This is a genomic window from Aeromonas sp. SG16 (genome assembly GCF_024436135.1).
In the GTDB taxonomy this organism is placed as follows: Bacteria; Pseudomonadota; Gammaproteobacteria; order Enterobacterales; family Aeromonadaceae; genus Aeromonas; species Aeromonas jandaei.
Window position 1 is genome coordinate 100406 of sequence record NZ_JANFNW010000009.1, and the last position, 22871, is coordinate 123276.

Below are 22871 nucleotides of genomic sequence, written 5' to 3' on the forward strand. Positions count from 1 at the left end.
CACCGGATACATCATCCTGTCGCCAGTGTAACCCCGAGGATCCACGATGAAGAAGTCTCTCTGTGCTCTCCTGCTGCTGATCTTGCTGCCGCTCGGATCTGCGCAGGCTGCCGAATTCAAACTGACCGGCCGCACCACCTGGCAGCTTGGCCAGCTGATGGTCAACGGTCTGCCGTTCGTGATCGATGACCAGACCCGCTTCAAGGATTGGCTCAACGAGGATGATCTGGGCGGCACCTGGGTCGAGATGAAGGGGGTGGTGGAGAACGGCGTGCGCTATGTGCGCAAGGTCGAGGCCCTCGATGAAGATGACAAGGACGAGATGGATCTGGAAGGGCCGGTCGAAGGGGGGCGGATCTGGGGCTACACCACCTCGGATAACAGCCTGGCCCCCTTCGAGGGACGCTGGCTCGAGTTGGAGTGCAAGTTTGACGGCATGCGCCTGAGCCGTTGTCACGAGGACAAGTAACCCGATCGCTGCTGCAGATTCGCAATGTTCCTGAATGAAGCCCATGCTTATCCGGCATGGGCTTTTTGTTCAGGGACGAACAACATGGAACAGAGAACAAAGTGGTGTGCGTGGCTATATGGTTTGCCGCTCTGTGCCGCGCAGGCGATTGCCGACGAACTGTGGCTGGTGGAGCTGGAACACGATGACGGCATCCATTTGCAATTTCAGGGGGCCGAGGTGGAGTGGGGCAGCGCTCCGGTCTGGCGACAGGGTGAACCCTGGGTAGGGCCCCTGCGGCCGGGTGATCGCCTCTCCCTGCTGGTGGCCGACGGGGTGGCCACCCGAATTGAGCTGCTGACGGCCAGATCGCTGACGGGGGCCGGGCAGTGGCAACGGGCAGAGGATCGCCTGCAATCCTTCGACGGCCAGCGTCTGGTGCTGGCAAACCTCGGCACGTTTCCTCTCGACCGCAACATACGCTGGGTCAACGGCTCGGCTGCCGATCTCCATGAAGGGAGTGCACTGGTATTGGTCCGTTCTGCCGATGGAATATTGCGGAGAATTGAAGTGATCAATCCGGAAGAGTAATTCAGCATCTTCTTATTTAATAAGGCTCCACCATATTGTGGCAGGCATTAAATAATGCCTGCCACAATTTTATGATGTATTTCTCAATAAAGTCATCGCTCTAATTATTTTCCCTTGTCACATATATTTCGTTTGTCATCGATGAATTTTGGTGGTTTATTTTATTTCAGGCAGGGTTCATTGGAGTTCGTTCCTGTCAAATGAAAAGGGATATTTCAGAACAATAACAATTATCGTATGTCTGAAAGAGGAATAAGTGATGAATAAATTAATAACAGCCAATCTTGCGCTGTTTGCATCTTCATTGATGCTTATTCAGGCTCAGGCGGCTGAACCCGTCTACCCTGACCAGGTTAAGTGGTATGGTCTGGGAGAAGGGGTCTGCGCCAGTGGCTATCGGCCTCTTACCCGCGATGAAGCCATGAGTATCAAGGGCAATCTGGTTGGTCGCATGGGCCAATGGCAGATTACCGGACTGGCCAATCGCTGGGTAATCATGGGCTCTGGATATAACGGGGAAATAAAACAGGGAACGGCAGGGGAAACATGGTGTTATCCCACATCACCGATATCTGGCGAAATTCCATCTCTCTCTGCATGGAATATTCCTGCAGGTGATGAAGTTGATGTGCAATGGCGAATGGTGCATGACAATGATTACTTTATTAAGCCGGTAAGTTATCTCGCCCATTATTTGGGATATGCCTGGGTAGGTGGCAATCACAGCCCCTATGTCGGTGAGGATATGGATGTCACCAGACTGAGTGATGGCTGGTTGATTAAGGGTAACAATGACGGTGGCTGCTCCGGATATCGTTGCGGAGAGAAGAGCTCCATCAAGGTAAGCAACTTCTCTTATACCCTGGAGCCTGACTCCTTCAGTCACGGCCAGGTCACCGAGAGTGGCAAGCAGCTGGTCAAGACCATTACGGCCAATGCGACCAACTACACGGATCTGCCCCAGCAGGTGGTGGTGACCCTGAAGTATGACAAGGCCACCAACTGGTCGAAAACCGATACCTACAGCCTGAGTGAGAAGGTGACCACCAAGAACAAATTCCAGTGGCCACTGGTGGGTGAGACCGAGCTTGCCATCGAGATTGCGGCGAGCCAGAGCTGGGCTTCCCAACATGGTGGCTCGACCACCGAGACCGTCTCGGTCGAGGCGCGTCCCACGGTGCCGCCACACTCCAGCGTGCCGGTGCGGGTTGCCCTCTACAAGTCCAATATCTCATACCCCTATGAGTTCAAGGCCGAGGTCAACTATGACCTGACCATGAAGGGGTTCCTGCGCTGGGGCGGCAATGCCTGGTATACCCATCCGGCCAATCGCCCCACCTGGGAACACACCTTTGCCGTTGGCCCGTTCCGCGACAAGGCCAGCAGTATCCGTTACCAGTGGGACAAGCGCTATATCCCGGGTGAAGTGAAGTGGTGGGACTGGAACTGGACCATCAGCGAGTATGGCTTGTCGACCATGCAGAGCAACCTTGGTCGCGTGCTGCGCCCGATCCGCTCGGCGGTGACCGGTGACTTCTATGCCGAGAGCCAGTTTGCCGGCGACATCGAGATTGGTCAGCCCCAGAGCGGTTCCACGAAGGCTGCCCAGCTGCGCAGTGCCTCTGCCGAAGGGGTTGCCCTTACCGCGCTGGAGCTGGATCAGGCGACGCTCGCCAGCGAAGGGTTTGGTAATGTGACCCTCACCGTGACTCCGGTGCAATAACCCTAAATAGCAGGCCTCCCGATGGAGGCCTGTTCTCCCTTTCAGCACCTTCTCCGGATTTGTTACCCGACGATGCAGCTTGCTCGCTCATGATGGCGTTAAGCGAAATTGTGGTGGTCAATCCGCAGGAGGTGTTGACCCGTCTACGATAGGCGGGTTTATCCTCTGCCCGCTGGATGAAGGAACCCCTATGTTGACGATTACCCGGCTGGCCAGAGAACTGGGCCTGAGCCGCACCACCCTGCTTTATTACGAACGTCTCGGTCTGCTGCTGCCCGCCCTGCGCGGGGAGAACCGCTATCGCCGCTATGGCGAGGCCGAGCTGGAACGGGGGCGGCAGATCGCCAGCTTTCGCGCCATGGGGTTGCCGCCCGAAGAGATCGGCACCCTGCTGGCGGCAAGGCAGGAGAGCCACTCCTGCCTCGATGGTCACCTGCTGCGACTGGAGCAGGAGATCGCCGAGCTGAGGCGCCAACAGCGGGCCATCATCCTCTATCGCCAACAGACACACGAGGAGATCCCCATGGTAGACAAGGCACGCTGGGTTGCCATTATGCAGGCCGCAGGCATGACCGAAGAGATGATGCGCAACTGGCACATCCAGTTCGAGAAGATGGAGCCGCAGGCCCATCAGGAATTCCTCGAATCCCTGCAGATCCCCGCCGCGGAGATCGCCGCCATCCGCACCTGGTCGCGCGGGGAGTAACCCTGTCTGACCATAGCGCCAGCCGTTGCCCCATATTGTTAACGGCTTGTGCTTTGGATTTTCCCCCTTATACTGGCGCCATCTTGTCGGAGTGCTGACCGTCGAACGACGCGAAGCTGAGACCGTTAATTCGGGATCCGTGGAACCTGATCAGGTTAAAACCTGCGAAGGGAACAAGGGTAACTTGCGGGTTACCGCGCCGGGGGAGGAACAAGCCTCTTCCGCTCATCGAAGGGGTAACCCTGATGGGTCAGGGCGCACAGGAGGGAGTCTGTCCCGTCCGGTTGTCCAGCACGTGGGGCGCCTTGCCCACAGCGTGCAGAGAGCGGGAAGTGGCAGAACAGCAGCGCGGAGATCCATCCCGCGCGCACTCCCTCCTGAGATAAACACCCCGCCGCAAGTTCATCTTCTCCTCGAACTCCAGACAAGCAAATACCCATAACTTCAACCAGTTAATGTGAGTTTTGCTATGTCTACCAATGTTTCTGATACCACCAAATCCAGCCGCCGCGAGCAGCGCTCCAGCGCCCAGGCCTTTATCGACAGCCTCAAGGGGATGGCTCACCCCAACTCCCGCCGCATCTTTATCGAAGGCTCCCGCGCCGATATCCGGGTACCCCTGCGGGAGATCCAGCTGGCCGACACCTTCGTCGGCGGCACCAAAGAAAATCCCCAATTCGAGCCCAACGAGCCGGTGCCGGTCTACGACACCTCGGGCCGTTACGGGGAGGAGGGGGTCGCCATCGACGTACGCCGCGGCCTGCCGCGCCTGCGCGAAGCCTGGGTGCTGGAGCGGGATGACACCGACGAACTGCCGGGGCTCAGCTCCACCTTCACTCAGGAGCGTCTGGCCGACGAGGGGCTGGATCACCTGCGCTTCGAGCATCTGCCAAAGCCACGCCGTGCCAAGCCGGGCCGCCGGGTCACCCAGCTCCACTACGCCCGTGCCGGTATCGTCACTCCCGAGATGGAATTTATCGCCATTCGCGAGAACATGGGCCGCGAGCGGGTGCGCTCCGAGCTCCTGCGCACCCAGCATCCGGGCCGCGATTTCGGTGCCCGTTTGCCCCAGAACATCACCCCCGAGTTCGTGCGCGATGAGGTGGCCGCCGGTCGCGCCATCATCCCCAGCAACATCAACCACCCGGAAGCGGAGCCGATGATCATCGGCCGCAATTTTCTGGTGAAGATCAACGCCAACATCGGCAACTCGGCGGTCACCTCCAGCATCGAAGAGGAGGTGGAGAAGCTGGTCTGGTCGACCCGCTGGGGCGCCGACACCGTGATGGATCTCTCCACCGGTCGCTACATCCACGAGACCCGCGAGTGGATCCTGCGCAACAGCCCGGTGCCCATCGGTACCGTGCCCATCTATCAGGCGCTGGAAAAGACCAACGGCATCGCCGAAGACCTCACCTGGGAGCTGTTCCGCGACACCCTGCTGGAGCAGGCCGAGCAGGGGGTGGACTACTTCACCATCCACGCTGGCGTCCTGTTGCGCTTCGTGCCGATGACCGCCAAGCGCCTCACCGGCATCGTTTCGCGCGGTGGCAGCATTATGGCCAAGTGGTGCCTCTCCCATCACAAGGAGAACTTCCTCTACCAGCACTTCCGCGAAATCTGCGAGATCTGCGCCGCCTATGACGTGGCCCTGTCGCTGGGCGACGGTCTTCGCCCCGGCTCCGTCTATGACGCCAACGATGAGGCCCAGTTCGCCGAGCTGCGCACTCTGGGCGAGCTGACCAAAATCGCGTGGGAGTACGACGTGCAGGTGATGATCGAAGGGCCGGGTCATGTGCCGATGCACATGATCGAGCGCAACATGACCGAGCAGCTGGAGCACTGCCACGAGGCACCGTTCTATACGCTGGGCCCGCTCACCACCGACATCGCGCCGGGTTACGATCACTTCACCTCCGGCATCGGTGCGGCGCTCATCGGCTGGTACGGCTGCGCCATGCTCTGCTACGTCACCCCCAAGGAGCATCTGGGCCTGCCCAACAAGGAGGATGTGAAGCAGGGGCTGATTACCTACAAGATCGCCGCTCACGCTGCGGATCTGGCCAAGGGGCACCCGGGCGCGCAGATCCGCGACAACGCCATGTCCAAGGCGCGCTTCGAGTTTCGTTGGGAGGATCAGTTCAATCTTGCCCTCGACCCCGACACCGCCCGCGCCTATCACGACGAGACCCTGCCGCAGGAGTCCGGCAAGGTGGCTCACTTCTGCTCCATGTGCGGGCCCAAGTTCTGCTCCATGAAGATCACTCAGGACGTGCGTGACTACGCCGCCAAGCTTGAAACGGTGGAGATCAAGCTGGTCGGCATGGACGGCCAGCAGGAGCAGGTGGTGGCTCAGGTGGAGAGCGGCATGGCCCGCATGGCGGAAACCTTCAAGGAGACCGGTGGCGAGATCTATCATCAGGCGGCGGCGCTGAAACAGGCCGCAGGGGAGGAGGCGTGAGCAGTGCAAGCGGGGCTGTCAGCCCCGCCGATCTGCCGCCTGTGACGGACTCCCGCCCAGTTGTCTGGACCATCGCCGGTTCCGACTCCGGCGGCGGTGCCGGCATTCAGGCCGACTTGCACACATTGCACGACCTCGGCGTCCACGGCTGCTCGGTCATCTCCGCCATTACCGCCCAGAACTCGGTGGCGGTGAAGATGGTCGACCCGGTGCTGATGCAGACCTTCACCGCCCAGATCGACGCCCTTGGCGTCGATCTGCCGCCTGCCGCCATCAAGATCGGCCTGCTGCCGACCCGGCTGCACGTAGAGGTGCTGGCCCGCCGACTGGCTGCCATCCCGGCCCCCTTCGTGGTCTACGATCCGGTGGCCATTGCCAGCAGCGGCACCCCGATGGCAGAGCCCAATATGCTGGAGGCGGTGCGCGAACAGCTGCTGCCACGTCTGTCACTCATCACCCCCAACGGCCCCGAGCTGGAAGCCCTGACCGGCTTGCCGGTCAGCAGCCCCGAGCTGGTGCGCCTCGCCGCCCGCCGTCTGCGTGAACTGGGCGCCCGCGCCGTGCTGGTCAAGGGGGGCCATCTGGAGTGGAGTGGCGATCTCTGCCTCGATTACTACCAGGATGAGACCCGCGAGTTCTGGCTGGCGGCACCGCGCCTGAATACCCGCCACGGCCACGGCACCGGCTGCTGCTACGCCAGCGCCATCGCCGCCGTGGTGGCGCAGGATTATCCGGTGGAGGACGCCATCACCCTGGCGCGCGCCTACCTGCAACAGGGCTTGGCGGCGGCGCAGGGGGTGGGCGCAGGCCCCGGTCCCATCGCCTATCTCGGCTGGCCCGCCGATCTGGCTCACTTCCCCCGCGCCGTATTGGCGGGCTCAACCCTCGATCGCCGCTTCGGACTTTATGAGACAAGCTGCGCCCGCCTGCCGCAGGGCCCCTTCGCGCCGACCGAACACAACCTCGGCCTCTATCCGGTGGTCGATTCGGTCAAGTGGCTGCGCCGCCTGCTGGGGGCTGGGGTCAAGACCATCCAGCTGCGGATCAAGAATCTGCCCGCCGCTCAGGTGGCGCCAGCCATTCGCGATGCGGTAGCGCTCGGTCGCCGCCATGGGGCGCGGTTCTTTATCAACGACTACTGGCAGCAGGCCATCGAGGCGGGCGCCTGGGGCGTGCATCTGGGGCAGGAGGATATGGAGACCGCCGATCTCGCCGCCATTCAGGCGGCCGGACTGCGCCTTGGCATCTCCACCCACGGCTACTTCGAGCTGATGCGGGCCCGCGAGCTGGCGCCCTCCTATATGGCGCTGGGTCATATCTTCCCGACCAACACCAAGGCGATGCCTTCGCGCCCGCAGGGGCTGGTGCGGCTGCACCGCTACCGCGCCCTGATGGCGCAGTGGCCGACGGTGGCCATCGGCGGCATCAGCGAGGAGCGGGTGGCGGCGGTCAAGGCAAGCGGGGTCGGCAGTATCGCGCTGGTCTCGGCCATCACGGCCAGCGACGACTGGCAGGGGGCGACCGAGCGGCTGCTCGCGGCCGTGGGGGCAGGGGATGAGCCGCGTTCGGCCACCGTTATACGGGAGGCAGAACATGCTCTCTGATGCCGCTTCTCTTAGTGACAAAGAGTATCTGAGATACGGCCGCCAGCTGATGCTGGCGGAAGTGGGTGAAGAAGGGCAGGCACGACTGAAAGATAAATCCGTGCTGATCGTGGGCTTGGGCGGGCTCGGCTCGCCGCTCGCCCTCTATCTGGCTGGGGCCGGGGTCGGCACCTTGTGGCTGGCCGATGGCGATACGGTGGATTCCAGCAATCTGCCGCGCCAGATCCTGTTCGATAGCGAGGCGGTCAACCACTCCAAGGCGGAGCTGGCACGCGAGCGCTTGGCCGCCCACAACCCGCTGGTGGAGCTGATTGCCATCAACCAGCGACTCGATGCCGCCAGCCTGCCGGAGTTTGTGGCCGAGGTGGATCTGGTGATCGACTGCTGCGACAACCTCGCCACCCGCCAGGCCATCAACGCCGCCTGCGTGGCTCAGGGCAAGCCCTGGATCTCCGCCGCCGCAGTGGGATGGCAGGGGCAGCTGATGGCGCGCACCAGCTGCGATCACGCCTGCTACGCCTGCCTCTATCCGCTGGATACCAAGCTCGCCCAGAGCTGCGAGACCAGCGGCGTCACCGGCCCGCTGGTCGGAGTGATGGGCTCTTTGCAGGCGCTGGAGGCACTGAAACTGCTGCTCGGGATGCCGAGCCCGGTCGCCGGCACATTGCGCCGTTTCGATGCTTTGACCCATCAGTGGCAGACCCTCACTCTGGCCCCGGATCCCGATTGCCCGGTTTGCGGACAGCACCGATGCCCGACACACGATAAGGAGATCACCCCATGACCCTCACCATTCTACTCAACGATAAAGCCCAGCCGCTGACGGCAGGGCAGAGTGTGGCCGACCTGCTGGCGGCGCAAGACGTTAATCCACAGGGGGTGGCGGTGGCCCTTAACGGCGCCGTGCTGCCCCGTGGCCGCTGGGCCGAGACCCGTCTCAATGACGGGGACGAACTCCACCTCTTTACCGCCATTGCGGGAGGCTGATCCATGATGCTTGCGATCCCATCTTCGAGTGCTCTGCCTTGCGGCGGAACTTCATCTCTTCTTACCACTGTGGCCGGAGGCTGACATGCTCAAGATTGCCGATCACACCTTCTCATCGCGCCTCTTTACCGGCACCGGCAAGTTTGCCCGCCCGGATCTGATGGCCGCCGCCATCGAGGCGAGCGGCTCCCAACTGGTCACCATGGCCATCAAGCGGCTTGAACCGGGCAAGGCCCACGACGATATCCTCAGCCCCTTGCTGCAACTCGGGGTCAAGCTGCTGCCCAACACCTCCGGCGCCAAGACCGCCGCCGAGGCGGTGTTTGCTGCCCATCTCGCCCGCGAGGCGCTGGGGACGAACTGGCTGAAGCTGGAGATCCACCCCGATCCGCGCTATCTGCTGCCCGATCCCATCGAGACGCTGAAAGCCGCCGAGCAATTGGTGAAAGAGGGCTTTGTGGTGCTGCCTTACTGCGGGGCCGACCCCGTGCTCTGCAAGCGGCTGGAAGAGGTGGGCTGCGCCGCCGTGATGCCGCTCGGCGCCCCCATCGGCTCCAATCAGGGGCTGGTGACCCGGGAGTTTCTCTCCATCATCGTCGAGCAGGCCAATGTGCCTGTGGTGGTAGATGCGGGGATCGGTGCGCCGAGCCACGCCGCCGCCGCCTTTGAGCTGGGTGCCGATGCCGTGCTGGTCAACACCGCCATCGCGGTGAGCGGCGACCCGGTTGCCATGGGCCTCGCCTTTGCGCTGGCCTGCACCGCCGGGCGCAGCGCCTATGAGGCAGGCCTTGGCGCCCGCGCCCTGCAGGCGCAAGCCTCCAGCCCGCTGACCGATTTTCTGGGGGCGTTATGAGTCATGAAACAGGGGCGACCATGAACATCTCCCCCTTGCCCCAAGGGCAGCCAGAGGTTTGCCCCCCTCTCCCTTTGGGAGAGGGGCTGGGGGTGAGGGCTAAGGAGCCTTCCTTTCTCGACCGATGGCAGGAGCTGGAGTGGGACGATATCGGCATGCAGACCCGCGCTAAAACTGCCGCCGATGTAGAGCGGGCGCTGGGTTCACCCCGCCGCACCCTGAGCGATTTTATGGCGCTGATCTCTCCAGCTGCCGAGGCGTTTTTGCCGCAGATGGCGGCCGAGGCCGAGCGGCTCACCCGCCAGCGCTTTGGCAACACCATCGGCTTCTATGTGCCGCTCTATCTGTCGAACCTCTGTGCCAACGACTGCACCTACTGCGGCTTCTCCATGAGCAACCGCCTCAAGCGCAAGACCTTGAATACAGAGGAGATTGAGCGCGAGTGTCTGGCCATCAAGGCGCGCGGTTTTGACAGCGTGCTGCTGGTGACCGGCGAGCACGAGCACAAGGTAGGGCTCGCCTATTTTCGCGAGGTGATGCCCATCATCCGCCGCCACTTCAGCACGGTGGGGATGGAGGTGCAACCCCTCTCGCAGGCCGACTATGCCGAGCTGAAGAGCCTCGGTCTCGACGCCGTTATGGTCTATCAGGAGACCTACCACGCCCCCACCTACGCCCGCCACCATCTGCGCGGCAACAAGCGGGACATCGCATGGCGCCTCGCGACGCCGGATCGGTTGGGCCGTGCCGGTATCGACAAAATCGGGTTGGGGGCGCTCATCGGTCTTTCTTCGGACTGGCGCGCCGACAGCTACTTTGTCGCCGAGCATCTGAGCTGGCTTGAGCGCCACCACTGGCAGAGCCGCTATTCGCTCTCCTTCCCGCGCCTGCGCCCCTGCACCGGTGGGCTGGAGCCTGCCGTAGTCATGTCGGATCGCCAATTGGCCCAGCTGATCTGCGCCTGGCGCCTCTTCTCGCCCACGCTGGACTTGTCCCTCTCGACCCGAGAGTCGGCCACCTTTCGCAACGGCGCGGTGCGCCTTGGCATCACCCAGATGTCGGCCGAATCGCGCACCCAGCCGGGTGGCTATGCCGAGGGGGATACAGAGGAGCTGGAGCAGTTCGCCATCCACGACGACCGCTCGGTGGGGGAAGTGGCCGCCGCCGTGCGGCAGGCCGGGTTGCAGCCGGTGTTTAAAGATTGGGAGCCGTTCTTGGGCCGATAGGGGCGGCCACGCCCCCCCTTTGCCGGTGGCATCCCGGCGTCCAGCCAGACTCCGTGCCTGTGGCAAGCAGGCACGGCTGCGCCGTGCAATCGTAGGGTCGATTAGCCGGTAGGCGTAATCGTCCGGGGGGATAGTCGATGGCACGGCTTCGCCGTGCAGGACGCGAGGCCGCTGGCCTCGAAGGGGTTTCGCCCGCCCTCCGGGCTTGGGCGAGTGACTTTGGAAAGACCCAAAGTCACCAAAGGTCTTCTCCCCCGCTTATTCGCCCGACTTTGTCGGGTTCCTTCGCCTCACCCGCTTGTCCGACGGCACGCGCCGACGGGCCGTCCATGGCCCAGCGCCGCTTGCTCGACATCCTGTCTCGCAGCCTGGACAAGCGGGCTCGCCTCAGCGAAAAAGAGGGGGAACCAAAACCGTGCCCACCATAGCTTCAGGGGTAGTCGTAGGGTGCAATAAGCGGAGCGCATTGCACCGCTATTCTGACGAGAGGTGCAATTCACTTCGTTTATTGCACCCTACGTTTTGCTTCGTTTGAACCACATTTAACAACATGGTTGATTGTCGGTTGGGCAAGGCATGGCGAATTACATACGGGCATGGCGACCGGGGGGAACCTGGTTTTTTACGGTCGTGCTGGCTGAACGCCAGAACAACCATCTACTGGTCGAACGGATCGATCTGTTGAGGAAGGTTGTCAGGGAGGTGCAAGAGAATCATCCATTCCGGATCCATGGCTGGGTTGTCTTGCCCGAACATCTGCATGCCTTGCTGGAATTGCCGGAAGGGGATACCAATTTTCCGTTGCGCTGGCGCCAAATAAAAAGCAAGTTTTCACGATCAATCCCCAATTCAGAGGCTCGCTCAGAATCTCGTTGGCAGCGTGGTGAGCGGGGTATTTGGCAGCGACGTTATTGGGAGCATCTGATCCGCGATCAGGAAGATTTCAATCATCATCTAGATTACATCCATATCAATCCTGTCAAACATGGATTGGTAACAGCCCCGAAAGATTGGCCATATTCCACCTTCCATCGTTGGGTGCAACAGGGTCGGTATCCATTATCTTGGGGAGATACCTCCATTCCAGAATATGAAGTGCCACACAACAATAAATAATCAGCCTTAACGTGGTTAACGTAGGGTGAAATAAGCGGAGCGCATTGCGCCTATTATAAAAACGGCTTGTTTGACATTTAGTTAATACATGTTATTTGCAAAGAAAGACTGGGTGATAAATGAATGTCATCACATAATGCAAGTAACTCTAGAGCAGAAATAATTGCCAAAGCAGAATCATCCATAGATGGTTGGTATTTGTAGTCACCGTGCGCGATTTTGTTTCTGGCAACTCTTACTTTTTCAAGCTTTTCATATAATCCAAATGGTATCTTTCCAAAAAGTTCTAGTTGATTAGTTATAATGCTAATGGTGTAGTCACTATCATTTAACTTTTTCATCCTTCTTGAACTGACTCTTTTCATAGTCTCGTTAGGGGCATTAAATGTCTGCAGAAATTCTTGCCACATATTGGATAGGATTTTTTCTGAACAAAACCATGATGAAATTATTGAGTTGTCAAAGTTTCCAACTTTATATTCACCAATGCTTTTTGATATTAAGAATGTTAGTTTTTCGAGGCCGGGCCTGTAAAATAAGCGTTCGAATTTTATCGAGGCTAGATGGAATACACTTTCATCTATTACTTCTCGATCTCTAAAACAATCATGCTGATGTAATGGTATATTAATGTTTTGATATGGGAAATACCTTGCCATTTGAAAATATGAAGCAAGGCTTTCGGTAGCCATACTTTCTGATTGGAATTTCCCACTTGAAAATGTTGTTGGAAATGCATCTCGGTTTGTTATTTCATGTAAAGATATTATCTCGTAATGCAATTGCTCTGATATGACAGAGTATAGAATTAAATAAAATGAATTTATAAATTTTAGGTATGTATTCCATCGTAAAATCTGACCTGCAAAATCATAATCATCTTGCTCTCCGGTTTCTTTTAAACTGAGCATAATTCTACCGTCGCGGCAAATTGCTAGTTCAAACGCTTCATGATGATGCTGGAAAACTATTTCGCCCATATACTCATGGAGGTTTTTCTGAATTACCGGGTCATCTACGTCAATAGATGATACGGCCCAGTATTTTTTTGAAGGATAAAATGCCACATATGACTTTTTCATTATTTATGTCCGATTTACATGCGGGTTTTTAAAAAGTGTTGAAGATAGAGGTGCAATTCACTTCGTTCATTGCACCCTACATTCGGGCTGCCGTCTCGATCGATTCGTGGGCTGCGCGGACAAACTCGTCGGCATCGCCCGCTTCGAACGGGCGGATCACGAGCTGAGCGTTGGCAAGGCGCTGGAATGTCATCACTTGTCCTGCTTTTTCAGAAAGTAACTGATATGCCCCGGCGGCATATCGGGCAGCTGGCCAAAGACCTCGTAACCCTGCTTCTGGTAGAAGGGGAGGGCCTGAAAACTGGTGGTTTCCAGATGGTAGTTGCTGATTCCCTTGCTTTGGGCGTACTGCTCCATGGCGCCGAGCAGGCGGCCGCCCCAGCCATCGCGGCGGATGCTTTCGTCGATCCAGAGCCAGTCGACGTGCAGCCAGCCCCACTTGATGTCGGCGATGATACCGCCATGTACCTTGCCCTCTTCATCCTTGATAAAGCTGGCGATCCGCTCGCGCAGATGGGTGCCGGCGTGATCCTTGTTGAAGCCCGAGAGGCCAATGCGCAGCGCTTCGATCTCATCGTCCTGAGGCGGTTGGGGTGGGGTGAGTTGCATAGTGCTTCCTGCTTGATGGTGGTTCTCTCTATGGGGTTGCCGCTTCCAGCGCGGCTATCTCGCCGCCGCTGATAAGCGGCAGGTTGCGGCTGATCTGTTCCACCGGCCAGTCCCACCAGGCGATGGCGTTGAGACGGGCGATGGTGTCGTCGTCGAAGCGGTAGCGGATCACCTTGGCGGGGTTGCCGCCGACCACGGCATAGGCGGGCACGTCGCCGGTGACCACGGAGCGGGCGGCGATAATGGCGCCGTTGCCGACTTTTACCCCCGGCATGATCAGGGCGTCATAGCCTATCCAGACATCGTTGCCGATGACGGTATCGCCCTTGTAGGGGAGGCTGCCCGGGGCGGGGGCGGCGCTCTCCCAGCCGTTGCCGAAGATAAAGAAGGGGTAGGTGGAGAAGCCGGAGGTCTGGTGGTTGGCGCCGTTCATGATGAACTTCACCCCGCGGGCAATGGCGCAGAACTTGCCGATGAGCAGTTTGTCGCCGACGAAGGGGAAGTGGTAGAGGACGTTGCGCTCGAAGCCCGCCGAATCCTCCGGGTCGTCGTAATAGGTGTAGTCACCCACCTCGATATTGGGCCCCTTGATGGTGTTCTTGATAAAGCACACCTGGGGAAAGCCGTTCATGGGGTGGGGATTGGCGGGATCGGGTCCGTGCATCTGGTCTCCTTGGATGGGCCGGGCTAGAGCGCCGGGAAGTAGCAGGCGCTCATGTCGATGGGGTGATCGGGGCAGCCCTGCAGATAGAACTGCCAGCCCGCATCGGAGAAGGCGCGCAGCTCGGTCTCGACAAACTTGATGGCGAGGCTCAGGGCCTGCAGGCTGTCGATGCCGTAGATAAAGGTCTTGTCGCTCAGCCCCGCCAGCTTCACCTTGCAGCGCCAGTCACCGCCAGCCGAACGTGGATCCGGCTCGGGAGCCTTGATGGCGATCTTGAGGGTGAGCTGTTCCCCTTCGAGGCTGACCGCCTCGAAACGGGCTTTGACGATGGCATTCTTCATCCTGCAACTCCTTGTGCGATTCCCCTCCTGCGGCATCGGGCTGCGTCTCCATGGAGGGACAAAAATGGGGGCGAGCCACAGGAGCCTAAACGAAGCCTCTTTTTGAAACAATGGGATATGGGTGGCGAACTGCGGGATTGCGGGTTGCGTCGGGTTGTTTCACCAAACGGGATAAACTTGCTGTAAAGGAATCTTGGCACTGCTGGAAATCTGTCCCATATGGTGATGGTTGGCGGGCTGTCGAGTTGGGGCACAATAGCCAGTCCCTGTTGGCCACAGAAGTACAGGAGCATCCATGACTCTTTCGGTATCGCAGCTTTACGAGGTGATGGCGCAGTTGCCAGATCCGGTCTTCATCCTGAGTGAAGATGGCTATTACGTGGAATACATAGGAGGCATGGAGCATCAATCCTATCAGGACGGCAATCCGCTGGCTGGCAAGCGGCTGCTGGATGTGCTGCCGGAGGCGATGTCCCTCTGGGTGATGGAGCAGGTCGCACTGGCGCTCAACAGCGGTCTGGTGCGGGTGGTAGAGTATGAGTTGGCGGCCAGCGAGGTGGGTGGCATCAACGCCGGTGTCGGGCCGCAAGGCGTGCAGCGCTTTGAGGGCAAGATTGCCCCTCTGCCATCCCTCTATGACGGCAAGCGGGCGGTCGCCTGGGTGACCCGCAATATTACCCGCCAGTTCGAGTTGCAGCAGCGCCTGCAGCGCCAGAGCGAGACCGACCAGCTGACCGGCCTCCATAACCGCCGCTACTTCTTCGAACATTGCCAGCAGGTGAGGGGCAGAGAGGCCCCCTGCGGCCTGCTTATGCTCGACATCGATCACTTCAAGCAGATCAACGATCGCTTCGGCCATCAGCAGGGGGATCTGGCACTGCAGCGCTTTGCCGCCTGCGTCGATGGCCGCCTGCGGGCAGACGATCTGTTTGTGCGCAGTGGTGGCGAGGAGTTTGTGATCTTGCTGCCACGGATTGATGAGGCCGGGTTGCTGGAGATGGCCGAGCAGATCCGCGCCGCGGTCGAGGCTCTGCCCGCCGAACCGGTCGGCATGACGGTCAGCCTGGGGGCCACGCTGGTGCTGCCCGGAGAGGATATCAATCTGGCGCTGGCCCGTGCCGACGAGTGGCTCTACGAGGCCAAGCGGACGGGGCGCAATCGGGTGGCGCACTGTCCGGCCGCCCCCGAAAATTAATGAACAACCCCTTGTTGATGTAAACATTAATTGGATGAAAAGTTCGCCATATTATTTCACTGATATCTCGCGAGCTATGGTGGTAATATTGGCTGCCCGATCGCTGTTCTTATTTGTGTTGTTGGGCAACAGAACAAGGGTTTATCGGTATGTTATCAAACGGGGATAAATGGGTGTGCTGGTGACGAATGCGATACATCTCGCCCCGTTTTGAAACAATCCGATTCAAACGGTCATGAATTATTAACCTTGACCCGGATGGCGATTTCAACGATGGTAGCGTGGCATCTCCATTTCACTCCGGTGGCCCTGTTGGCCGCTGGCGGATTTGCTTTTTCTGCTCCTGCGGCCAAATGCCGCCTGATATTGCCAGCCTGTTATTCGGGCCAATAAAAATAATGATGACAGATTAATAAGGTATATATTGCAATGAGTGTTTCTATTGCTGAAAAGAGTAACCCGGTTTCAAAATTGAAATGGGAGAAAAGTGATTCGGTATGGACCATGGGCTTATATGCCACTGCGGTCGGTGCCGGTACGCTATTTCTCCCCATTACCGTCGGCAGTAATTCGCCGGTTATTTTATTGTTTATTTTGCTGCTCGCATTTCCGCTCTCTTATTATTCCCATCGGGCGTTGAGCCGCTTTGTGCTCTCCAGCTCCCACAAGGAGGGGGATATCACCCATGTGGTGGAGGAGCACTTCGGGGCGCGGGCGGGCAAGCTGCTGATGCTGGTCTATCTGATGGCCTTCTACCCCATCATTCTGGTCTACAGCATCTCCATCACCAACGCGATCCAGAGCTTTGTGGTGCACCAGCTGGGGGATGCCGAGATCCCGCGCGGTCTGCTGGTATTGGGGGTGATGCTGGGTCTGCATCTGGTGCTGCTGGCGGGCAAGCAGATCGTGGTGTCGGCCATCAGCGTGCTGGCGCTGCCCATGGTCGCCTTTCTGATCGGCCTCTCCATCTATCTGCTGCCCCAGTGGAGCCTCTCCTACTTCAGCGAGAGTCAGGCGGTGGACTGGCGTGATCCGGCGTTCTGGAAATCCCTCTGGCTGATCGTGCCGGTGATGGTGTTCTCCTTCAGCCATGCGCCCATCATCTCCTCCTTCAGTGCGGCGCAGAAGAAGCGCTGTCAGGAGAGCGCCGACCTGCGCGCCAAGCGGATCATCAAGTGCAGCAGCCTGCTGATTTGCGGCAGCGTGCTCTTCTTCGTGGTGAGCTGCGTGATGAGCCTGAGTCAGGCCGAGATGGCGCAGGCGCGCATCGACAATATCTCGGTGCTGTCAGCGCTGGCGAACAAGTTCTCCAATCCGCTGATCGCTTATGTGGGGCCGCTTATCGCCATTCTGGCCATGTCCAAATCCTTCCTCGGCACCTCCATGGGAGTGAGCGAGGGGACGGTGAGCATGGTGAGCGGTGCTTGTCAGGGGCTGGGACTTTCCCTGCGTGAAACGACCATCGCGCGGGTCTCGTCGGTGATCCTGTTCGTGGTGACCGGGGTGATTACCTACCTCAATCCCAACGTGCTGGAGATCATCGAGAAGGTGAGCGGGCCGCTCATCGCGGTGATCCTGTTCCTGCTGCCGGCCTGTTCCATCTATCGTCTGCCCGCCCTCAAGCGTTATCGCGGGGCGAGTACCCTCTTCGTGTTGGTGATCGGGCTGCTGGCCATCTCGGCCCTTATCTACGATCTGCTGTAACGGCGGATCCCGCACAAGTCAAAAAGGGCGACCATCAGGTCGCCCTTTTTCTTTGCCTCTCATTTAGCCGAGCAAACTGGTGGCGCTTTGGCCCGCCATCAGCAGGCCGATGGCCAGCACGCTGAACCAGACCAAGGTCGCGCTCACCAGCAGATAGCCGCCGGCGACAAACAGACCATCCCGCTGCAGCATGCCGGTGGCCAGCAGCAGAATGGCCCAGGCGGGCAGGGCATTGGTGAAGGGGATGGCGCCAAGGGGCAGCATCAGCAGCAGAGCGGCCAGCATGATCAGCAGACCGTTGCAGCGGTTGATGGTGGTGCTGGCGGTCAGGGCGAGCAGGCGCGGGCGGATGTAGCGGTCGATGCGGGCCAGCAGATCCGCCCCCTTGTGCAGGGTCGGCTTGAGCTGGTCGGCGGCAAAGCGGCGCTCCATCAGGATGGCGGGCAGCCAGGGCACCCGGTTGAGGGTTATGCCGATACCGATAAAGAGGATCAGCAGGCCAAACGGGGTACTGACGCCGGGGATCGAGACCGGCAGCAGGAAGGGGACGGTGAGCAGCACGCAAAACAGCAGCATCCCCTGCTCGCCGACCAGCGCGAGCATCTGGCGCAGGCTGATATGGCTCTCCTCGATGGCGTGGGCGGTGGCCCGCAGGGTATTGGCGAGGGTGTGTTGCGGGTCGTTGAGGGGGGCTGTCGCCATCTCCGGCATCCTTCTGCTGTCGGCTTGTGCCGGGCCACCATGACCCGGATTGGGCGCCAGCATACGTGGCCGGGGTTAATGGCCGATGAATGACACAGGCGCTTTTAACGCCACGGAAAATGAGCCGGTACAGGTGCCATTTAGGATGGCGACGGGATGGCTCTGGTATGCTTTTGAGCAAAATGGATTGGCCGGAGGTGAGGATGAGACGAGTCGGAATGGTGATGATGGGGGCACTGCTGCCCCTTGGGCTGGCGTGGAGCGGCGAGGGGGAGGCCGGGGCCGGATTGAGCTGGCAGGTGACGCCGTTTTACGGCTACAGCTCCGCCATCGATTTCAAGCGCAGCGAGGATCCGCAGCCTGCGCCGGTGTCGACCAGCATTGACGAGCTGAAGGGGCAAGCCTCCGGCAGTTGGGGGATCTTCATCAGCAAGGAGGTGGATGATCCCGGCATGATCGAGCTGCTCTACAGCCACCAGTCCACCACCCTCTCCCCCGATCAGCCGGATCGCCTGACGGTGGATACCCTGCACTTTGCCGGTGCACTGACCCTCGCTGACAACCTGATGGCGCCCTATATCGGTGCCGGTATCGGGGTAACGCGCTTTGCCGCCTACGACAGCGAGGTGATGCCCTCCATGTCGCTGGCGCTCGGGGTTCAGCCCCGCCTATCCGAGCATCTGGCCCTGCGGGCCGAGGTGCGGGGCTACGGGTCGCTTGCCAACGACAGCAGCGAGTTTCTCTGCAACCCGGATCAGTGCCTGTTCAAGGTGAAGGGGGATTTGGTGACCCAGTGGCAGGCCAATATCGGGCTCACCTTCCGCTTTTAGGTGGGGGAATGTCACGGATAGAGAAGGGGCCATAAGGCCCCTTTTCCATCTGCGATGTTATGCCTTGCCGGTCGTGCTCCAGAGTGGGTTCACTCTCCTTTATTGGCAGGGATAGCCGACACATAGCGATCTCTGCCTGCCTCCTTGGCGCTGTAGAGCGCCTGATCCACCCGCTTGAACAGCGAGACCGCTGGCTCCTGCGGTCCGCGGGTGCCGAACCCGATGCTGACTGTCAGAGGATGGGCCGGATCGGGGGCTATGGTGCGGGTTGCTGCCAGCAGGGTCGCTGCCAGTGGCTCCAGTTTCGTCTGGTTGGCATCGGGCAGCAGGATTGCGAACTCCTCACCGCCGACGCGGGCTGCCAGCCCTCCGACCGGGCAGTGCTGTTGCAGCAGAGCACCAAACTGCTGCAACACCTTGTCGCCCATGTCGTGGCCGAAGTTGTCGTTGATCCATTTGAAGTGATCGAGATCGAGCAGGAGCAGCACCTGATACTCCCCCTCTCCCAAAAACAGCTGCTGATGAAAGTAGCGCCGGTTGGGAAGTTGGGTCAGATCGTCAAACAGCGCCTGTTGTCTGAGCTGGCTATTGATATGAAAGAGGTGATGCATGGTGCTCAGGATACCGATGCTGCTCAGCAGGATACCGCTGGATCGCAGCAGATCCTCGGCATAGATGGCGATCCAGAGCGGCTGGGCGACCAGCTCGTCCATGATGTCGGCGGTCGCACCCAGGATCCACAGCATCAGGCCGCAGGAGAGCAGGCGATAGGTTTTGGCTGGCAGATGGGCGCACTGCACCACCCAGAACAGAAAGATCATGGTGAGCCAGTTGACCAGCTCGAACCCCAGGCTGCTGATATGGATCCGCTCGGCGGGGTAGTGGGGCAGCAGGGTGAGATGGGTGGAGATGATGGCCAGCACCAGTATCCCCAGCAGGGCGCTATGGGTGCGGTGTTCTGCGTCAAAGTGACGATAGCGGTTGACGCTGAGGTCGAGACGATCGGACTGCATGGTGTTCCTCGGATTGGGCCTGCCATCAGAGTGTCGAAAATGGCCCTCATCATGAATCTGTCGTGCCGTTTGTGGCGGCATGGCGTTCAGCCAGTGTAAACGGCGAGCCGGCCGGGCGCGATGATCATCACTCCGGCATGTGGGATAGCGCCTGATTTTGTGCATTTCTGGTGCGAGGGAGACCGCTTGCCCTGTCACAGGGCGACCGGTAGTGGCTTAGCGCAACGCACGCGCCATTTTGGTGCAAAAAGGAGTTTGTTTATATCTAATCTTATGATTTAAATGAGTTTTAACTTTTGGCCCACTTTATGCTTTTTACCATCAGGCGGTCATTTCTGGCCATCTGCACACGGCGAATCGAGGCACGCGAGCAGTGGCCACAAGTTCAATCAAGGAAACGGAGCCGGTTTATACCGGTACGACAGGGAAGGAGAGTGCTCTATGGTCAAAAAATGGATGATGGCGGGTCTGCCGATACTGACGGCGTTGCTGGTGACCCCAAGTTGGGCCGATGAGGTCTCTCAGGTTCAGGCTGCGGTGGCACCGGTTGCCAGCGTGACGATCAACAAGGGTGACAACACCTGGATGCTGCTCTCGGCCGCACTGGTGATCCTAATGTCGATCCCCGGTCTGGCGCTCTTCTACGGCGGGCTGGTGCGCGCCAAAAACATGCTGAGCGTGCTGATGCAGGTCTTTACCCTGTTCTGCCTCATCTGCGTGCTCTGGGTCATCTACGGCTACTCGCTCGCCTTTACCGAGGGCAACAGCGTGTTCGGCTCCTTCAGCAAGGTGCTGCTCAAGGGGGTCACTCCTGACTCCATCGCGGCCACCTTCAGCAAGGGGGTCGGTATCAGCGAGTTCATCTATGTGGTGTTTCAGGGGGCCTTTGCCGCCATCACCTGCGGCCTTATCGTCGGCGCCTTTGCCGAGCGCATCAAGTTTGCCGCCGTGCTGCTCTTCTCGGTCATCTGGTTCACCTTTGCCTACATTCCGCTAGCCCATATGGTGTGGTACTGGGCGGGGCCGGATGCCTATACCAGCGCCGATGCGGCTGCTGCTGCAACCGCCACCGCCGGTTATCTGTTCCAGCATGGTGCGCTGGACTTTGCTGGCGGCACCGTAGTGCATATCAACGCCGCCGTGGCGGGTCTGGTGGGTGCCTATCTGGTGGGCAAACGTCTGGGCTACGGTCGTGATCCCATGACGCCCCACAGTCTGACCATGACCATGATCGGCGCCTCCCTGCTCTGGTTCGGCTGGTTCGGTTTCAACGCCGGCTCCGCGCTGGAAGCCAACGGTGTTGCGGCGCTGGCCTTTATCAACACCTGGGTAGCTCCGGCTGCGGCAGCCCTGTCATGGACGCTGGCCGAGTGGGTGATGAAGGGACGTCCCTCTCTGCTGGGGGCCGCTTCTGGCGCCGTCTCCGGTCTGGTGGTTATCACTCCTGCGGCCGGTCTGGTCGGCGTTGGTGGTGGTCTGGTGATGGGCCTTATCAGTGGCGTGGCGGGTCTGTGGGGTGTCCACGGTCTCAAGCGCCTGCTGGGTGCCGACGACAGTCTGGACGTGTTTGGTGTGCACGGTGTGTGCGGCATTCTCGGTGCCCTGCTGACCGGTGTCTTTGCCAGCCCGGATCTGGGCGGTACCGGGGTGTGGGACTATGTCACCAATCAGGTGGCCGAGGGGTACTCCATTCTGGCGCAAGTGAAGATCCAGGCCATCGGGGTTGGCGTGACCATCCTCTGGTCCGGTGCCGTGGCAGCGATCTCCTTCAAGTTGGTTGACCTGGTGGTGGGTCTGCGGGTGAACGGCGATGCCGAGCGGGAAGGGCTGGATGTGACCACACATGGCGAGAAGGCCTACAGCATGTAATCCCGAACGTCAGACAACAAAAAACCGCCGGTTCCGGCGGTTTTTTTATGGTGCAAGCGCGGTGGCGCTTTTAGTTCGCACTCTTAGTTCACTACGGCCACGTTGATGCTGCCGTTACCCTGGGTCATGCGGACACGGGCACCCGGTCTGAAAGTGGGGCTGGCTTTCTGCACCACTACGATGGCTTCGCCGTTCTCTTTCTTGATCTCCAGCTCGACGCCGTCGACCTGATTCATCTTGTTGCCGATGGCGTTACCGGCTGCGGCACCGGCGATGGCGCCGCCTGCGGCTGCGATATCGCGACCGGTACCACCACCAACGGTGCTGCCCAGCAGGCCGCCGACCACGGCGCCGCCGATGGTACCCATCAGGGAGTTCTCATCGGCCTGGATCTTGACCGGGCGGGTAGAGATGATGGTGCCGTAGCTGACGGTCTGAACCTGCTTGGCGCGGTCTTTGGTATAAACATCGCCAGAGTAGACATCGCTATTGGCGCAACCAGTGATGGTGGTGGCGGCCAGCAGGGCAATAATGGTCATTCGTTTCAACATGATAGGCCTCCAAGGCTGAATAGAATTCAAACAATCAGTTCGATGAATTGAACTTTACTCCAAGCAAGCGGGACATGAAATCGGCAAAATGTAACCAATTATGCGTTCTGTAACCGCTTTTATCCTTGAATCGCAGCTGTATCAGTGAGCTTTTTGACCAGCACCAGCCGATCCTCGCCGGGGCCGAAGTAGTCGGCCACCTCTTCGACCAGCTGATAACCGAGCCGGTAGTAGAGGCGCTGGGCCGGATTGGCGGGATCGACCGTGAGCTGCAATTCGCTGATCTGCAGCCCCTCCATGTTGGTCTCCATCTGACGCATCATCCGCTCGGCCAGCCCGAAACCACGCGCCTCGGGCAGCACCGCCAGCGAGAGTACCCAGCCTTGCGACCGCTCCTGACCGAAACCACCCAGCACATAGCCCACCAGATGCCCCTCGTACTCGGCCACCAGCAGCAGATCGGGCCAGAGATCCATCGCCTGACGGAAGAAGAAGGCGGGATAGACATCTTCGCCAAAAACCTTGGCATCGATCTGCCAGATGGCGTGCATGTCGGTATGGGTCGCGGGGCGCAGCAGGGGCGGGTTGTGGTGCAT

23 protein-coding genes, 1 pseudogene and 1 riboswitch are annotated in these 22871 nt (G+C 59.7%); of the genes and pseudogenes, 15 read left to right on the forward strand and 9 right to left on the reverse strand.

Features of this window, described 5'->3' with window-relative positions; translation table 11 throughout:
* Positions 1 to 46: 46 nt before the first annotated feature.
* The 11 genes from NOM67_RS17985 to NOM67_RS18035 all read left to right on the forward strand — a co-directional run bounded on the left by NOM67_RS17985 (position 47) and on the right by NOM67_RS18035 (position 11715).
* Entirely contained in the window at positions 47 to 469 is a 423-nt protein-coding gene (locus NOM67_RS17985) for a hypothetical protein (RefSeq protein ID WP_033112529.1), read from the forward strand.
* An 84-nt stretch (positions 470 to 553) separates the two neighbouring features.
* Positions 554 to 1039: a hypothetical protein gene (locus tag NOM67_RS17990; RefSeq protein WP_255939001.1), complete on the forward strand. Its 486-nt coding sequence runs from the start codon at positions 554 to 556 to the stop codon at positions 1037 to 1039.
* A 259-nt stretch (positions 1040 to 1298) separates the two neighbouring features.
* Positions 1299 to 2762, forward strand: coding sequence for an aerolysin family beta-barrel pore-forming toxin (locus tag NOM67_RS17995; RefSeq protein WP_255939002.1), 1464 nt, complete (start codon positions 1299 to 1301; stop codon positions 2760 to 2762).
* Between the two features lie 190 nt (positions 2763 to 2952).
* On the forward strand, positions 2953 to 3468 hold the full coding sequence (locus NOM67_RS18000; protein ID WP_255939003.1) for a MerR family transcriptional regulator: 516 nt from the start codon (positions 2953 to 2955) through the stop codon (positions 3466 to 3468).
* Between the two features lie 77 nt (positions 3469 to 3545).
* Positions 3546 to 3658: riboswitch (TPP riboswitch) on the forward strand.
* Positions 3659 to 3937: 279 nt separating this feature from the next.
* Positions 3938 to 5929, forward strand: a complete 1992-nt coding sequence (gene thiC / locus NOM67_RS18005; RefSeq protein WP_305121692.1) for a phosphomethylpyrimidine synthase ThiC — start codon at positions 3938 to 3940, stop codon at positions 5927 to 5929.
* A complete protein-coding gene (gene thiE / locus NOM67_RS18010; protein WP_255939004.1) occupies positions 5926 to 7533 on the forward strand; it encodes a thiamine phosphate synthase in 1608 nt (535 codons plus the stop codon). Before thiC ends, thiE begins: the two co-directional genes overlap by 4 nt.
* Positions 7523 to 8317: a HesA/MoeB/ThiF family protein gene (locus NOM67_RS18015; protein ID WP_255939005.1), complete on the forward strand. Its 795-nt coding sequence runs from the start codon at positions 7523 to 7525 to the stop codon at positions 8315 to 8317. The genes thiE and NOM67_RS18015 overlap by 11 nt, the downstream gene beginning before the upstream one ends.
* A complete protein-coding gene (thiS, locus tag NOM67_RS18020; RefSeq protein ID WP_255939006.1) occupies positions 8314 to 8520 on the forward strand; it encodes a sulfur carrier protein ThiS in 207 nt (68 codons plus the stop codon). Before NOM67_RS18015 ends, thiS begins: the two co-directional genes overlap by 4 nt.
* A gap of 85 nt (positions 8521 to 8605) precedes the next feature.
* On the forward strand, positions 8606 to 9373 hold the full coding sequence (locus tag NOM67_RS18025) for a thiazole synthase (RefSeq protein ID WP_255939007.1): 768 nt from the start codon (positions 8606 to 8608) through the stop codon (positions 9371 to 9373).
* A gap of 20 nt (positions 9374 to 9393) precedes the next feature.
* Positions 9394 to 10599 (forward strand): 2-iminoacetate synthase ThiH, encoded by a 1206-nt coding sequence (thiH, locus tag NOM67_RS18030; protein ID WP_255939076.1) that lies wholly within the window; start codon positions 9394 to 9396, stop codon positions 10597 to 10599.
* Between the two features lie 576 nt (positions 10600 to 11175).
* Positions 11176 to 11715, forward strand: a complete 540-nt coding sequence (locus NOM67_RS18035) for a transposase (protein ID WP_156854025.1) — start codon at positions 11176 to 11178, stop codon at positions 11713 to 11715.
* Between the two features lie 77 nt (positions 11716 to 11792).
* Here the strand turns inward: NOM67_RS18035 and NOM67_RS18040 are convergent, their stop codons facing one another.
* The 5 genes and pseudogenes from NOM67_RS18040 to NOM67_RS18060 all read right to left on the reverse strand — a co-directional run bounded on the left by NOM67_RS18040 (position 11793) and on the right by NOM67_RS18060 (position 14411).
* Entirely contained in the window at positions 11793 to 12797 is a 1005-nt protein-coding gene (locus NOM67_RS18040; RefSeq protein WP_255939008.1) for a hypothetical protein, read from the reverse strand.
* 91 nt (positions 12798 to 12888) lie between these two features.
* A pseudogene (locus NOM67_RS18045) lies at positions 12889 to 12990 on the reverse strand (GNAT family N-acetyltransferase); the annotation flags it as partial.
* Positions 12990 to 13406 (reverse strand): GNAT family N-acetyltransferase, encoded by a 417-nt coding sequence (locus tag NOM67_RS18050; RefSeq protein ID WP_043850290.1) that lies wholly within the window; start codon positions 13404 to 13406, stop codon positions 12990 to 12992. The gene NOM67_RS18050 and the pseudogene NOM67_RS18045, both read right to left, overlap by 1 nt.
* A gap of 28 nt (positions 13407 to 13434) precedes the next feature.
* Positions 13435 to 14070 carry a Vat family streptogramin A O-acetyltransferase gene (locus NOM67_RS18055; RefSeq protein WP_255939011.1) on the reverse strand — a complete coding sequence of 212 codons (636 nt, stop codon included), beginning with the start codon at positions 14068 to 14070 and terminating at the stop codon, positions 13435 to 13437.
* Between the two features lie 23 nt (positions 14071 to 14093).
* On the reverse strand, positions 14094 to 14411 hold the full coding sequence (locus NOM67_RS18060; RefSeq protein WP_219278460.1) for a hypothetical protein: 318 nt from the start codon (positions 14409 to 14411) through the stop codon (positions 14094 to 14096).
* 295 nt (positions 14412 to 14706) lie between these two features.
* Between NOM67_RS18060 and NOM67_RS18065 the strand changes: the two genes are divergently transcribed.
* Together NOM67_RS18065 and NOM67_RS18070 are read left to right on the forward strand one after the other, a co-directional pair.
* The gene (locus NOM67_RS18065; protein ID WP_255939014.1) at positions 14707 to 15606 is read left to right on the forward strand and encodes a GGDEF domain-containing protein; all 900 of its coding nucleotides are present in this window, start codon (positions 14707 to 14709) and stop codon (positions 15604 to 15606) included.
* Positions 15607 to 16035: 429 nt separating this feature from the next.
* Positions 16036 to 17310 carry an amino acid permease gene (locus NOM67_RS18070; protein ID WP_201915407.1) on the forward strand — a complete coding sequence of 425 codons (1275 nt, stop codon included), beginning with the start codon at positions 16036 to 16038 and terminating at the stop codon, positions 17308 to 17310.
* 63 nt (positions 17311 to 17373) lie between these two features.
* On the opposite strand, the gene NOM67_RS18075 is transcribed toward NOM67_RS18070, so the two are convergent.
* The gene (locus tag NOM67_RS18075) at positions 17374 to 18012 is read right to left on the reverse strand and encodes an exopolysaccharide biosynthesis protein (RefSeq protein WP_255939016.1); all 639 of its coding nucleotides are present in this window, start codon (positions 18010 to 18012) and stop codon (positions 17374 to 17376) included.
* Positions 18013 to 18215: 203 nt separating this feature from the next.
* On the opposite strand from NOM67_RS18075, the gene NOM67_RS18080 reads away from it, so the two are divergent.
* A complete protein-coding gene (locus tag NOM67_RS18080; RefSeq protein WP_255939017.1) occupies positions 18216 to 18842 on the forward strand; it encodes an outer membrane beta-barrel protein in 627 nt (208 codons plus the stop codon).
* Between the two features lie 89 nt (positions 18843 to 18931).
* Here the strand turns inward: NOM67_RS18080 and NOM67_RS18085 are convergent, their stop codons facing one another.
* Complete coding sequence (locus NOM67_RS18085; protein ID WP_156854032.1) at positions 18932 to 19855, reverse strand: GGDEF domain-containing protein; 924 nt, start codon at positions 19853 to 19855, stop codon at positions 18932 to 18934.
* Between the two features lie 441 nt (positions 19856 to 20296).
* On the opposite strand from NOM67_RS18085, the gene amt reads away from it, so the two are divergent.
* Positions 20297 to 21724, forward strand: coding sequence for an ammonium transporter (gene amt, locus NOM67_RS18090; RefSeq protein WP_108571437.1), 1428 nt, complete (start codon positions 20297 to 20299; stop codon positions 21722 to 21724).
* Positions 21725 to 21807: 83 nt separating this feature from the next.
* Here amt and NOM67_RS18095 read toward each other — a convergent pair whose 3' ends face one another.
* Positions 21808 to 22275: a glycine zipper 2TM domain-containing protein gene (locus tag NOM67_RS18095; protein ID WP_185228185.1), complete on the reverse strand. Its 468-nt coding sequence runs from the start codon at positions 22273 to 22275 to the stop codon at positions 21808 to 21810.
* 119 nt (positions 22276 to 22394) lie between these two features.
* Positions 22395 to 22871, reverse strand: coding sequence for a GNAT family N-acetyltransferase (locus NOM67_RS18100; RefSeq protein ID WP_255939018.1), 477 nt, complete (start codon positions 22869 to 22871; stop codon positions 22395 to 22397).